Annotated in this window: 11 protein-coding genes and 1 riboswitch; of the genes, 5 read left to right on the forward strand and 6 right to left on the reverse strand. The window is 49.0% G+C overall.

Going from position 1 to position 13429, the window contains the following annotated elements; all coding sequences use genetic code 11:
* Positions 1–182 precede the first annotated feature (182 nt).
* A complete protein-coding gene (locus DP119_RS10680; RefSeq protein WP_146747870.1) occupies positions 183–647 on the forward strand; it encodes a histidine kinase in 465 nt (154 codons plus the stop codon).
* 192 nt (positions 648–839) lie between these two features.
* Positions 840–2039, forward strand: coding sequence for a cytochrome P450 family protein (locus DP119_RS10685; protein WP_112233163.1), 1200 nt, complete (start codon positions 840–842; stop codon positions 2037–2039).
* Between the two features lie 111 nt (positions 2040–2150).
* Here the strand turns inward: DP119_RS10685 and DP119_RS10690 are convergent, their stop codons facing one another.
* The gene (locus DP119_RS10690; protein WP_112233164.1) at positions 2151–3653 is read right to left on the reverse strand and encodes a phytoene desaturase family protein; all 1503 of its coding nucleotides are present in this window, start codon (positions 3651–3653) and stop codon (positions 2151–2153) included.
* 243 nt (positions 3654–3896) lie between these two features.
* On the opposite strand from DP119_RS10690, the gene DP119_RS10695 reads away from it, so the two are divergent.
* Together DP119_RS10695 and DP119_RS10700 are read left to right on the forward strand one after the other, a co-directional pair.
* Positions 3897–4490 carry a class I SAM-dependent methyltransferase gene (locus DP119_RS10695; RefSeq protein ID WP_112233165.1) on the forward strand — a complete coding sequence of 198 codons (594 nt, stop codon included), beginning with the start codon at positions 3897–3899 and terminating at the stop codon, positions 4488–4490.
* Between the two features lie 250 nt (positions 4491–4740).
* A riboswitch (SAM riboswitch) is annotated at positions 4741–4846 on the forward strand.
* 97 nt (positions 4847–4943) lie between these two features.
* Entirely contained in the window at positions 4944–6071 is a 1128-nt protein-coding gene (locus tag DP119_RS10700; protein WP_112233166.1) for a 5-methyltetrahydropteroyltriglutamate--homocysteine S-methyltransferase, read from the forward strand.
* 137 nt (positions 6072–6208) lie between these two features.
* Here DP119_RS10700 and DP119_RS10705 read toward each other — a convergent pair whose 3' ends face one another.
* The 5 genes from DP119_RS10705 to DP119_RS10725 form a co-directional block, all read right to left on the reverse strand.
* Entirely contained in the window at positions 6209–7228 is a 1020-nt protein-coding gene (locus DP119_RS10705; protein ID WP_112233167.1) for a TRAP transporter substrate-binding protein, read from the reverse strand.
* 129 nt (positions 7229–7357) lie between these two features.
* The gene (locus tag DP119_RS10710) at positions 7358–7906 is read right to left on the reverse strand and encodes a GbsR/MarR family transcriptional regulator (protein ID WP_112233168.1); all 549 of its coding nucleotides are present in this window, start codon (positions 7904–7906) and stop codon (positions 7358–7360) included.
* Positions 7907–7948: 42 nt separating this feature from the next.
* Positions 7949–9115: a M20 family metallopeptidase gene (locus tag DP119_RS10715; protein WP_338066449.1), complete on the reverse strand. Its 1167-nt coding sequence runs from the start codon at positions 9113–9115 to the stop codon at positions 7949–7951.
* A 73-nt stretch (positions 9116–9188) separates the two neighbouring features.
* The gene (locus DP119_RS10720; protein WP_112233170.1) at positions 9189–10781 is read right to left on the reverse strand and encodes an ABC transporter substrate-binding protein; all 1593 of its coding nucleotides are present in this window, start codon (positions 10779–10781) and stop codon (positions 9189–9191) included.
* 509 nt (positions 10782–11290) lie between these two features.
* Complete coding sequence (locus DP119_RS10725) at positions 11291–12082, reverse strand: plasmid pRiA4b ORF-3 family protein (protein WP_240616422.1); 792 nt, start codon at positions 12080–12082, stop codon at positions 11291–11293.
* Positions 12083–12530: 448 nt separating this feature from the next.
* Here DP119_RS10725 and glcT point away from each other — a divergent pair, with 448 nt between their 5' ends.
* The gene (glcT, locus tag DP119_RS10730; protein WP_112233311.1) at positions 12531–13373 is read left to right on the forward strand and encodes a glucose PTS transporter transcription antiterminator GlcT; all 843 of its coding nucleotides are present in this window, start codon (positions 12531–12533) and stop codon (positions 13371–13373) included.
* Positions 13374–13429 lie beyond the last annotated feature (56 nt).

Genomic DNA, 13429 nt, shown 5'->3' on the forward strand with positions numbered 1-13429 from the left:
TCTTCTTCCACCATCTTCCTATATTTATTAATATAGCATGTTTCCAATAAAATAAACTGACTTTTCTGATATTTATAGTAAAATAAAGACATCTTTTTATTCCTGTTCAAGCACTAGAACCTGATTCGCCAACAAATCAAATGAATTTCAAGCTGAAAGGAAATGGTTACATGGGAGCTTTCTTGAGGATTTTGATTATCATCGCGAGCGTGTTCCTTGTGGGTGTCGGCATCGTCATATACCTTGTCTACAATTCGAGCCCGGCGCAGCAGAAAGTGCTCGAGGAAAAAAGCTTCACCGAAGACATCGAGGCAATGGAAATCATGGTTGACAATTCCCGCGTGGAAACGATGCCAAGCGATGGTGCAAGTTCCCGCATCATGCTGTTGGGCAATGGCGATGGCTTCAGCTTAAACACCAAAGCGGCAGGCGGGCGCCTAGCGATTGAAGTCGAAGACCGCCCCCCCCCGTTCTTCAATTTCGACTTTAACCGCTCCTATACGCTGCAAGTTTATGTGCCTGTGAGCGGGCTCGGACTCGCCATTTCGAAGGAAATCATCGAGCTCCATAAAGGCACCATCGGCTTGCACCTCACAGACGGCCGCTACGTGTTCTGGTTTACGATACCTCTTGAAAAATCATCTTGAACAGGCAACGCCCTATAAGCACCGCCACCGATGGGAAATGCGGTGGCGGTGCTTTTTCATGGCCATTCACCTCGAGATGAATGGCCAGCGGCGTTTCAGCTTATTACGCCATGAAGAAGGGAAAAAATGGGTGGAAGGAACGAGACAGGAAATGCGCGCTCCAGGGTATAGACTAAAAAAGGAGGCATTTCAATGAATTTGCATGATAACGACGAAACGAAATTGTTCAGCCCCGAATTCACCCGGAACCCTTATCCCGCTTACAAGCGGCTGCGCGAGGAAGATCCCGTGCACCAGGTGCGTTTCCCGGATGGCCAGCTCGGTTGGCTCGTGACACGCTATGCCGACGCGGAAGCCGTATTGAAAGACCCGCGTTTCATCAAGGATTTCTCGAAACTGTTCGGCGGCAGCATGGACGAGATGAGCGTATTCACCCAGAACATGCTGTTTTCCGACCCGCCCGACCATAAACGGCTGCGGGGCCTCGCCCAAAAAGCGTTCACCCCGAAAATGATTGACGGCATGAAGCCACGCATACAGGAAATCACCGACGACTTGCTCGATGGGTTCGAAGGCAAATCGAGCGTCAACTTAATTGATGAATTCGCCTTCCCGCTCCCCATCATCGTCATTTGCGAAATCTTGGGCGTGCCCTCACAGGACCGCGATAAATTCCGGACCTGGTCGAACTCGCTCATCGAAGGCACGAGTGGCGAAGCAGGCGTTAGCGTTTATGAGCATATGAATGAATTTGTCCGCTATCTCGGTGAATGGTTCCAAAAAGTGCGCCAACAACCGGGAGACGACTTAATTAGCCGATTGATCGAAGCTGAAGAAGCAGGCGACCGGCTGACGGAAAAAGAACTGTACGGCCTCGTGTCCCTGCTGATCATCGCGGGGCATGAGACGACCGTGAACTTGATCGGCAATACCGTACTTACGCTTCTGAATCATCCCGAACAGCAGCAGGAATTATGCATCCAGCCTGAACTGATCGGCCAGGCCATCGAAGAGTCGCTGCGCTTGAACGGGCCGGTCGAATTCAGCACGTCAAGATGGGCCTCGGAAGACCTGGAATTCGGCGGAAAAACCATCCACCGGGGCGATTTGGTCATCGTTGCGCTGAACGCGGCGAACCATGACCCCGAGCAGTTCGATAACCCGGAACTGTTCGACATCCACCGCGAAAAAAGTGCCCATCTGGCATTCGGAAAAGGCATCCATTTCTGCCTTGGCGCCCCGCTCGCACGGCTTGAGGGCCAAATCGCGATCGATGGGCTATTGAAACGCTTTCCCGGCATGGCGCTCGCCGTTCCGGAAAACGAACTCGACTGGCGTCCCGGCATGATCGTCCGGGGCGTCCGTGAACTGCCGGTAACACTCGGAAAATGAACATGCAAAAAGGCGGTGCCGACGACTTGTTAAAGTCATTGGCATCGCCTTTTGAATTGTAAGTAGCATAAGCCGTAAGAACGGAAAAAACCGTCTCAGGATTGTAGATTTTTAATTGTTTTGATTATCGCGCTTGACGATCTTATCGCTCACTTGCTGGCCGCTCAAGGTCACCATCGGCATGCCGCCGCCCGGGTTGACGGTGCCGCCGACAAAATACAGGTTGTCGTATAGTTCGCTTTGCTTCTTGTGCTTGAAGCCGCCATTCTTGTTCTTGTCGGAGACGGTTCCGTAGATCGCGCCGCGGTCCGAACCGTAGATGCGCTCGATATCATGCGGTGTCCAGACGTCGCGCACGACGATATTGTCGCGCAGGCCGTCGAGCCCCATGCGTTCGAGCTTATCGATGACACGCTCTTCGAATTCCTTGTACTGCTCCGGTGTGAACGGATTGTCCTGGATATACGGGATATGCGGCAGGATTTTAATATTTTCATGCCCTTCTGGCGCCTGGCTCGGGTCGGTCTTATTGACGTTGACGAGATAGATTGTCGGGTCGTCCGGCAGCTCGTGGCGCTCGAATACTTTGTCCATCTGCTCTTTTAAATTGTCCGAGAAGAAGAAATTATGGTGGTTCAATTGTGGATAGGTCTTCTTGACGCCGAGATGCAAGACCAGCCCCGAACTTGCCGGTTCGTATTTCTTCTCCAGTTTGTCGACAAACTCATGTTCCGCCTTGACCATTTTTTGATAGAACGGGATGACTTCCATATTCGATACGTAATAATCAGCGGTTTGGAAGCTTCCGTCTTCGAGTTCGACACCGGTGATCTTGCCTTCCGCACTCGTCAAGGCGCGGATGACGCCCATCCCGGTATGGATCTGGACGCCTTCTTCCCGCGCCAATCTTTCCATGCCGCCTGCCAGGTTGTGCATGCCGCCTGGCACATACCAGCAGCCTTGCGCGTGCTGCATGTAAATCATCATATTGAGCACAGCCGGCGCGCTATACGGAGAGGAACCGACATATTTCACGTAATAAGCGAGCATGTCGCGCAGGTGCGGATTGCTGATGCGCTTTGATATCGCGCTGTACATCGTCGAAGTCAAATCGAATCCGGTCAAAGTCGCGAGGATGCCGTTTTGTGCGACGGCCTCTTTCGGCGACTCGAACCCTTCCTTCAAATAGCTGCGTTCGGTCGTCTCGTAAATCCGCTTGGCGTACTTGAGCAGCGCATAGTATTCCTTCATGTCCTGTTTCGACAAAGCCGGATTCGCCCGCTCCATCAAATGAAGGTCGTGATACAAATCGATCACCGTGCCATCCGGGAAAAACGAGCGCCACTCACGCTCCAATCGCTGCATCGGCACATAATCCGCCATCTTCTTGCCGCTGCCCTGGAACAGGCGGTCGAAAATATGCGGCATCGTCAAAATCGACGGGCCGAGGTCAAAACCGAAGCCGTCCCGCTCCAAGCGATTCACTTTCCCGCCGATATGCCCGTTCTTTTCATATAGCGAAACCTCATAGCCTTGTTGCTGCAATGAAATCGCCGCCGACAAGCCCCCAAGGCCGCCCCCGATCACGATTACGGATTTCTTCGCCTTCCCCATACATGTACCGCCCCTTTTTAATGAAATATGTATTCCTGTTCACTTTGAAACCGCCTATACAGAGATTTCTTCAACACCTTGCCATTGTCCTTGTTATTCCCTTCATAATAAGCTTAAAAACGCTTAATGTATAGTTTTTGTATAATCTCCAGCGAACTGTTCATTTGCGGTGTAAACAGGCCATCAAACGGGAAAAGTGGAAGGGATAGAAACAGGCAAGCCAAAAGACAGGAGTTGATCGCTATGGCCGGATTCCTTCCCCGCATTTATGATGCGGCCATGAAACCGCTCGAGAAAACCCGCTTCGAGAAGATACGCAAAAATCTCGTCCAGCAAGCCACTGGGCGCGTGCTCGAGATCGGCTTCGGGACTGGCGCGAACTTCCGCTATTACCAAAATGCCGAACGGGTCGACGCCATCGAACCGAATCCCGAGATGAGCAAACAGGCAGGCAAGCGCATCCGGAAATCAAAAACGCCGATCCACACCTACGAAGCCGTGGCGGAACAATTGCCCTTCGCCGATAACAGCTTCGACACCGTCGTCGCGACATTGGTCTTCTGCACAATCCCGGACCCCGTCAAAGCGCTCGCAGAAATCCACCGCGTCAGCAAACCCAGCGCCCGGATCCTCATGTTCGAGCACGTCAAAATGGACCAGCCACTCATGGGCAAAACCCAGGAATCCTTGACACCCGTCTGGAAAAGGCTATGCGACGGCTGCCATTTGAACCGCGACACACTCGAATTGGTGAACCGTTCGCCTCTCGAAATCGTGAGCGTGGAGTCCTATTACGGCGGGCTGTTTTTGACCATTGAAAGCCGGAAACCGCTGTGAATTGCAGCTGCTTCGTGTGTTGAATTGTAGCTGTCCCTGTGCACGGCGCAATTATGACTATTTATCGGGAAGCATGAAAATGCACAAAAAAATTCAAAAACTCCTATCCTACGGCATTCACCATTCATTCGCCCTGTATACAGGACTTCCTGAATTGTGTGGTGCACAGGGACAAAAAAAATATCTTGCAATTATCCGAAGATTGCTTTAATGTGAACACCATCACCCAACAACTAACTTAATAATCGATTTCTTATCAAGAGAGACGGAGGGATTTGGCCCTGTGAAGTCTCAGCAACCGCCCTGATTCAGGACAAGGTGCTAATTCCAATAGGTGCAAGCCTAGAAGATAAGAAGAATGCATTTTCCATAAACGGGGCTTTCTTCTTTTCGAAGAAAGCCCCGTTTTTTATTTCCACCACTCACACTAAAAACAGAAAGAAGGAATTTCACATGACCCATTCAACTATTCAAACAAGCCCTAAACTAACTACAGCACCATTCAAGGCGGATCACGTTGGGAGCTTATTGCGCCCCGACAGCATTCACGAAGCCCGCAAACAGTTCAAAGAAGGTGCCATCACAGCGGAACAGCTGCGGGAAGTCGAGACGACGGAAATCAAGCGCATCGTCGACAAGCAAATCGAAGTCGGCCTCAAAGCGGTGACGGACGGCGAGTTCCGCCGCACGTTCTGGCACACCGATTTCATGGCGCATATCAATGGCTTCGAAGGTTACACGCCGGAAAAAGGCTACCAGTTCAAAAACGTGGAAACCGAAGCTTACGACGTCCGCAATACCGGCAAGATTTCATTCAATGAAAACCATCCCTTCCTCAGCGATTTCATTGAATTCAAGGAAATCGTCGGCGGCCGCGCGGTTCCGAAACTGACGATTCCAAGCCCGAACCAATTTTTCAATCAAGGCATCCGCGATGAAGAGATTTACCCGGACCTGGAAGACTACGCGAAAGACGTCATCCAAGCTTACCGCGACGCCTTCAAAGCGTTCTATGACGCCGGCGCGCGCTATATCCAGATCGACGATGTTTACATTGCTGGATTGTCTTCTCCCGACATCCCGTTCAACGACGGCAAATACAATCGCGACTATTTGATCGACTTGGCGCTTCGCGTCGCAAACGGCGTGCTCGAAGGAAAACCGGAAGACCTCGCCGTAACGACTCACTTGTGCCGCGGCAATTACCAATCCGACTGGGCATTCGAAGGCAGCTACGCATTGATCGCGCCTACCTTGTTCGCCAAAGAAAAAGTCGACGGCTTCTTCCTTGAATACGACGACGACCGCTCCGGCAGCTTCCAGCCACTCGAGCACATCCCGAACGGCGGACCGAAAGTCGTGCTCGGCGTCTTCACCTCGAAAAACGGCGAACTCGAAGACAAAGAAGCGATCAAAGCACGCGTCGCAGAAGCCGCAAAATACGTGCCGCTCGAGCAGCTATGCATCAGCCCGCAATGCGGATTCGCATCGACCCACCACGGCAATATCCTCACCGAAGAGCAGCAATGGGACAAACTCCGCTACATCGTGGAAGTTTCTGAAGAGATTTTCGGAGAATGAATGAGAAAAGGCAAGCGCTAATTTGCGCTTGCCTTTTTCCTTGGAATAATTGTGTGGTGCACAGGGACGTTTTCATACCCGAAGCCCCTCACACCGCGGTTTCGGCTGTCCGAATTGTGTGGTGCACAGGGACAGCACTAATTCGCCGACAAGGCACGGTCAATTAAATCCTTGCCGATCTGTTCCTCGTACTTTTCATAGACAGGCTGAGCCGCCTGGCGGAATTCATCTCGTTGCTCAGTGGTCAGATCGTTTATTTGCATGCCTTCCGCTTCCAGCTGTTCCATGAATTCCACATCCTGCTCCTGGGCAAGTTCGCGCTGCTTGTCCCGGAATTCCTCGGATGCTTCCATCACCAGCGTTTGGAGATCATCCGGCAAACTATTAAAGAAGTCGTTGTTCGCAAGCAATATCGCCGCTGCATAGACATGTCCAGTCAAGGTGAGGTAGTCCTGCACTTCGTAGAATTTATTCGTGTAGTACAAGGAAATCGGACATTCCATCGCATCATAAGTACCTTGCTGCAGCGCCGTGTACAATTCCCCAAAAGCAAACGGCGAAGCATTGGCCCCAAATGCTTCGAACGTATCGGTATGGAGCGGGTTTTCAAGCGTCCGCATTTTCAAGCCTTCCATATCTTCCGGGGATTCGATCGGGCCTTCATTATTGGACACATGACGGAAGCCGTTTTCACCAAATGCCAGCCCTTTCAAATCGTTTTCTTCCAGGCTGGCCAGTAGCTCTTGCCCCAAATCCCCGTCCAGCGCATTATAGGCAGCGTCGTAATCATCAAACAGAAACGGCAAATCGAACACGAGAAATTTTTCATTGAATGAAGCCAGCGGTGCCACTGCCGGGATCGTCATTTCCAAATTCCCTAACTGGACGGCTTCGATCGCTTCACGGTCCGATCCATACAATTGGCCGTTTGGATACAGCTCGACATTCAGCCGGCCATCCGACTCGGTTTCCAGTTTTTCTTTGAACTCAAGTGCCTGGATATGGGCAGAATGTTCTTCGGGAACCAAATAGCCGATTCTAATGGTGTACGTGTCTTCTCCGCTTTCTTGTTGCGAGCTTGAATCACTTGGCCTGCCGCAGGCTGACAGCATCAATATGATGAGGACAATCAACGCAGATCCGAATGTTTTTTTCATTAGACGCCTCCCGTTTAGATTTTTTTATCTTATACCCCTTCGGAAAGCCAAAATAACCTATCGTGCGAAGAACAGGGTCACCGCAAAAAACCTTCTTCCAACCGTTTAAGTTAGAAGAAGGTTTTCTGTTTATTTCCCTGATTTCTGCTGCTTTGGCGATTTCGGGACCAAGTCAAAAATTTCATGTGATTCAAATGTGCCGATGAGGCGATTCAGCCAATCGTAGTAGGCCAAGCCATCATGCAGTTTTTCCAGATCTTTTTGGATTAGCGCAGTGGTCTCTTCATCGATGTCTTCACTTTTAAGCAACTGATTCAATTCATCAATGGACTTTTTCATGGAAACCGTTTTAGGGTTGATAACTTTGCGCCAGTGATAGGAAAAGAATTTGAAGAAGCTTTCGTAATTGTCTTCTTCGACTTTGTATAGATCTTTCCGTTCGCCTTTTCGCCAGACTTTCTCTACCAGCCCGATCTCATCAAGTTCCCTGACCGCATTGCTCATGCTCGCCTTGCTCATGCCGAGCAATTCCATCATGTCCTCCAGTGTCATCGGTTTTTCGTAATAATACATGACCGACATGAGCCGTTTCACAGTTGCCGGCATGCCAAGCAATGTTTGGCTGTCCGAATTCTGGTCGATGATCCGCTCTCTCGCTTCCTGGAATTTATCGTTCATAAAAAGCCCACCTTTTGAGATGTTTATATCTCCTATCATACACTACTGATTCTTGAAAACGGCAGCGATAAAGATTTTCCCCGTAATCAGCATCGACTTTTCGTCTACATCGAATTTCGGATGATGATGCGGGTAAATGGCGTCGATGGCCGGATTGCCTCCGCCTACCCAGAAGAAAGACCCCGGTATGGCATCCACATAATAAGCAAAGTCCTCCCCGCCCATATCGGCAGGTTTGCGGACGACATTCTCTTCCCCGACAATTTCCTGCGCCAGCTCCTTGATGTACTGCGTTTCTTTCGGATGGTTATATAGCGAGATGAACCCTTTTGAATATTCCACATCTATGGAAGCTCTGTACTTTTCTGCGGTTTTCTGCGCAATCAGCTTCAATTCATTTTCCATCTGGACCCGGACCTCTTTGTCATATGTCCGGACGGTACCTTTGATATACGCTTTGTCCGGAATGACATTATGGGCATCACCGCTGTTGAAAGCCCCTACTGTCAGCAAGGCGGGCTGAAGCGGGTCGATGCGCCGGCTGACGATATGTTGCAGATCGACGACCAGATGGCTGCCGATCACCAGCGGATCCACACACCAATGCGGTTCTGCCGCATGTCCCCCTTTACCGTTAATAGTAATGTCAAACGCGTCCGATGCCGCCTGCACGTAACCATCGTTCACCGCTACTTGGCCAACAGGGTAATTGACTTCCACATGGGCGCCGTATACTTCATCCACCCCATCGAGACAACCGTCTTCCACCATCGCGACAGCGCCGCCCGGGGCCAATTCTTCGGCATGCTGATGGATGAACACGACATTTCCGGGAATTTGGTCTTTTACAGAACTCAGCGCTTTTGCCGTCCCGAGTAAAGCGGCCGTATGGATATCGTGGCCGCAGGCATGCATGACGCCTGGAACTTTCGATTTATAATCCACGTCTTTTTCATCTTCAATCGGCAGCGCATCAAAATCTGCCCGCAGCGCAATGGTCTTGCCCGGCTTCCCGCCTCTCAACAAGCCGACCACGCCATTTCCGCCTACCTTCGTTCTCACTTCTATTCCCAGCTTGTTCAAATAATCGGCGATAAAAGCCGGAGTGCGCTCTTCTTTAAATGACAGCTCGGGATTCATGTGTAAATCCCGGCGAATCTCCACCATTTCCTGATAAATTTTCTCCAAGTGTTCAAATGCCTTTTCCATCAAAATCAAACTCCTCTCTGATTCCACCTCATAGAAAGAAAGGCGGTATTTTCCCCGCCTTTCAATAATTCTGTTATTCAAATTCAATTTTCGTCGTCATCAGTCGGCCAGTCGGATGCGGGTCGAACCCGGTAATATCGGATTTGGCTGCCAATAATGGCGTCGGATGAACCAACGGGATGATCGGCGGGTCTTCATGCATAATTTCCTGCGCTTCCCTGTACAACTCGTTGCGCCGCTCTTGGTCTGTAATAGTGCGCGCTTCCTCCAATACCTGGTTCAATTCTTCATTGGCATACTGCGTCGAATTCAAATCACCGATATTGTCTTCATGCCATAGCGAATAGATGAAGTCATCCGCATCCCCATTCGTTCCGGTCCACCCAAGAATAAAGGCATCCGCTTCACCTTTTTTCGCCCGATCGAGGTAAGTGGCCCATTCATAAGTAACAATATTAGCCGTAACCCCGATATCAGCAAAACTCGATTGTAAGAATTCGGCTACTTTATTGGCATCCGGCATATAAGGCCGCGGAACGGGCATGGCCCACAGTTCCATTTCAAATCCGTCCGGATATCCGGCTTCCGCCAGCAACTCTTTCGCTTTCTCCGGGTCGTATTCGTAAGTGCCCACGTCTTCGTTATAACCTTCCACGCTTGGCGGGATCGGGTTTTTCGCCGGCTCCGCCTGCCCTGCAAAGAGGCCATCGACCATTGCTTGTTTATCGACCGCATGGCTGAGCGCTTGGCGGACCAATTTGTCATCGAACGGCTCGCGGGTCACTGTCATTCCCAAATATCCGATGTTCAGCGGTGGCCTTTTCAAGACCTTCAAGTCTTCCGAGTTTTCTATTTGCTCAACATTATCAGGGTCAACACCATCAATCATGTCCACTTCACCGCTCAACAAAGCATTCAAGCGGGCTGAGTTATCCGGAATTGCCCGGATGATGACAGAATCCAGCTTTGGATAGCCTTCCAGCCAGTAGTCCTCGTTTTTATTCATCACGACACGGTCATTGCGCAGCCATTCATCAAAGACGAAGGGGCCGGTTCCAACCGGGTTGGCGCTGTATTCTTCACCATGTTCCTCAATGGCAGCAGGACTGGAAATGGAAAATGGCGTCAAAGCCAAGTCTTTCAGGAAAGTCGGCTTGACTTGGTTCAAGGTGACCTTAACGGTATCTTCACCTTCCGCTTCCACCGAGTCGATGATATGGGTTTCATCTCCTTCATACCCTCCGAATACAGAACCGTACATAGGGAATTGGTCCGCTCCCCCATTCATCCAACGTTCAAAATTGGAAACGACTGCTTCGGCATTAAACTCCGTGCCGTCATGGAACTGAACGCCTTCTTTCAAGGTGAAAGTATACGCCAATCCATCCTCCGCTTCTTCCCATTCCTCAGCAAGCATAGGAGCGACTGTCGTTTCACCTTCTTCAAATGTCACCAGTGTTTCCAATATACTTTGCGCCACGTTCTCCGATTCACTGTCGGTCACTTCTGCAGGATCCAGTGAGACTGAATCCGCGCCCCGCGCAAAAATAAATACCTGCTCTTCCGAATCAGCATTCTCCCCATTGTCTGCATTATCACCAGAACACGCTGCCATAATCAAGACCAACGCGATCCATAACGCGAATATCAAATACCTTTTCCCCATTGTGCTTCCCCCTCATTAATTAAAGTCATCGCAACTCACCGTTTCTTCACGACAAACTCTAAATGACTTGCTGCAAGGTCCAAAAACAAGTGTCAGGTAGATATACAAATCGTTTAAAACGTTTAATTTTTATTAAACGTTAATTATTTATACTATAAAATACAGAAAGGTATTTGTAAATATTTTTTCGAAATTTCTAAATTTTTAATTTGAGGACAAGCAAAACTGGAAAAGCTGGGAGCTATATTCCTCATACTGGCAACTCGCAAACTACATCGAATAACACTCAATTTTTGAAGTATTATATATTGAAATTGTAAGTTAGGACATATATATGGAACATGAAATGTTAAAGGTACAGGATGAAGAAGATTCCATTTGAAAACACCTCTTCGAACAATTAAAACAAGAATATAAAAAATGCATGAAGAAGCTCTCCATTCGGGAACATTCTTCACGCATTTTCACTCAAATTGCGTCTTTCACAGGGATACTATCTAAAGGACCCCTCAAGCCTTCCGATATTTATCTTCAATAACGTCGTAATTTTCATGACGGATTTTATCCCATTCTGTCTTTTTATACATCCGGCTTTTTAGAAACTCATTAATTCTTTCCGGATCATATTCCTTGAAATACATACCGGCTGCCCATACTTTTATTTCTTCGTGTTCCGGATGCTGTTCGTCTCGGTAGATTTTTAGAAATTCATAAAACCCTGGAAGGCCTCCTACATCTTCAGGCGGCGCTGTCTCAGCTCCGGCAAGCAGCGTGGGAAAACCGAAATGGTAGTCATTGACGATTTCTTCAAGAACAACGCGAAACTTCCAGTCATCCCCGAAATCGTAGCGGTAGATAAGTTGTCCATGTTTTTCGATGTATTCATCTATTTTAATGCGTGTCGGCTGGCGTACGATTGTCGCTAGACGTTTTTGGTAGTTCTCTTCAAAGCGCTTGTGTTTTGGATCAGCTTTTTTCAACCGCTCCACAAACAGCTTTTTATTCTTCTTATAATACTGATGTTCTTCGTAAGCCTGTTCATCGTTCGTCACTCGAATGCCCTCTTCCGGCAAATCGAACTCAAACAAATGGTATGGCTCATAAGGATAGCCGCTTTGGAAATTGCTGGTCTGCTGGATAATATCATGCAGCATATTGAACGTGGCACCAGCCGGCATGACTACCTTTCGCCAAATAAGCGGTTCGGAAGTTTCTAATTCGATTCGAATAATATACGATTTCATGTTTTGCCCACCTGGCTTTCTCTTCAAGATATTTTCTTTTGTGTTTAAAACATTCATTTTGTTCATCCTACCGTCGCTCGAATATATTAACAAGGACTGGAGCTAATATGGGTTTCCTTTACTCTTAACAATTATACTTCTTCAGCTGAAAAAACAAGCCATTCTCCAATGGAATTGTGTCACGCACAGGGACGCAACCGACTACGCATAAGTGACAAATCCAGCCATAGCAACATTCTGGCCTCCTACTCATCGTTCAAATTGTGTGGTGCACAGGGACAAACGAACAAAACTCGCTCCATTACCCGTACATTTCCTGCCCAAATTGTGTCGTGCACAGGGGCGATTCCACACCCAAATCCACTCCCCCCGCCATTCTCCCCGCCCGAATTGTGCCGTGCACAGGGACAACCCCAAAATCTCGAGCTTGTTTTTCCACACCCATTTCCTGTATAACTTGAATTATGCTTAACACATCGAGGCGTGTTTTTGAATGGAGGAAATCATGGAACAGCTATTGACCATCGAGAAAGTATTGAATAACAATGTCGTGATCGCCCGCCATGATACCTATAAGGAAGTCGTCTTGATCGGAAATGGCCTCGGCTTCAACCGGAAAAAAGGCGATGTCATTTCGTTTGGCCATGCCGATAAGACCTTCCTGTTAAAAGACGAGGCGGAAAAGGAACAATACGTCAATTTGATCCCGCATATCGCTGAAGACCTGATCGCGTTTATCAACGACCAGCTCTTATACATCGAAGAACAGATGGGTACCGAGTTGAATGAACACATCCATGTAGCGCTGACGGATCATTTGTCTTTCGCCATCAAGCGCATCCAGCAGAACATGCAGTTCTCGAACTCCTTCCTGTTTGAAATCGAGTCTTTGTATCCGAAAGAATACCAGGTGGCAAAAGGCGTCGTGAAGGCGTTCCAAAACCGCATGGGCATCGTGTTCCCGGAAGGCGAGATCGGCTTTATCGCGCTCCACATCCACAGCGCCGTGACCGATAAATCCTTGCGTGACATCAACCGCGACCATGCGCTCATCTCGCGCCTGACGCAATTGATCGAAGACGGGCTGAAAGTCGATTTGAGCAAAGACACCGTCAATCACCACCGGCTGATCCAGCACCTGCACCGGGCGATTGACCGCATCCATCACGGCGAGTCGCTGGGCGATGAGAATAAACTCCAGGAGCTATTGAAAGCCGAATATCCCGTGTGCTATAATTTGGCTTGGAAGCTGATCAAAGTCATGCAAAACCAATTAAAAAAGCCTGTCGACGAAGCGGAAGTGCTTTATCTGACGATTCATCTGCAGCGCTTGACCCATACAAACTGATTCATACGTGTTACTGATTCGATCAGGCATGAGTATGAAAAGGTACAACGGTTAAT

It is taken from the genome of Planococcus maitriensis (genome assembly GCF_003289925.1).
Lineage (GTDB): Bacteria > Bacillota > Bacilli > Bacillales_A > Planococcaceae > Planococcus > Planococcus maitriensis.

Excerpts from the sequence above, each read along its gene's own strand:
- DP119_RS10720 (WP_112233170.1), bottom strand. The coding sequence starts at position 10,781 with ATGGGGAAAAGGTATTTGATATTCGCGTTATGGATCGCGTTGGTCTTG.
- DP119_RS10690 (WP_112233164.1), bottom strand. The coding sequence starts at position 3,653 with ATGGGGAAGGCGAAGAAATCCGTAATCGTGATCGGGGGCGGCCTTGGG.
- DP119_RS10725 (WP_240616422.1), bottom strand. The coding sequence starts at position 12,082 with ATGAATGTTTTAAACACAAAAGAAAATATCTTGAAGAGAAAGCCAGGT.
- DP119_RS10700 (WP_112233166.1), top strand. The coding sequence starts at position 4,944 with ATGACCCATTCAACTATTCAAACAAGCCCTAAACTAACTACAGCACCA.
- DP119_RS10695 (WP_112233165.1), top strand. The coding sequence starts at position 3,897 with ATGGCCGGATTCCTTCCCCGCATTTATGATGCGGCCATGAAACCGCTC.
- glcT (WP_112233311.1), top strand. The coding sequence starts at position 12,531 with ATGGAACAGCTATTGACCATCGAGAAAGTATTGAATAACAATGTCGTG.
- DP119_RS10715 (WP_338066449.1), bottom strand. The coding sequence starts at position 9,115 with ATGGAAAAGGCATTTGAACACTTGGAGAAAATTTATCAGGAAATGGTG.
- DP119_RS10710 (WP_112233168.1), bottom strand. The coding sequence starts at position 7,906 with ATGAACGATAAATTCCAGGAAGCGAGAGAGCGGATCATCGACCAGAAT.
- DP119_RS10705 (WP_112233167.1), bottom strand. The coding sequence starts at position 7,228 with ATGAAAAAAACATTCGGATCTGCGTTGATTGTCCTCATCATATTGATG.
- DP119_RS10685 (WP_112233163.1), top strand. The coding sequence starts at position 840 with ATGAATTTGCATGATAACGACGAAACGAAATTGTTCAGCCCCGAATTC.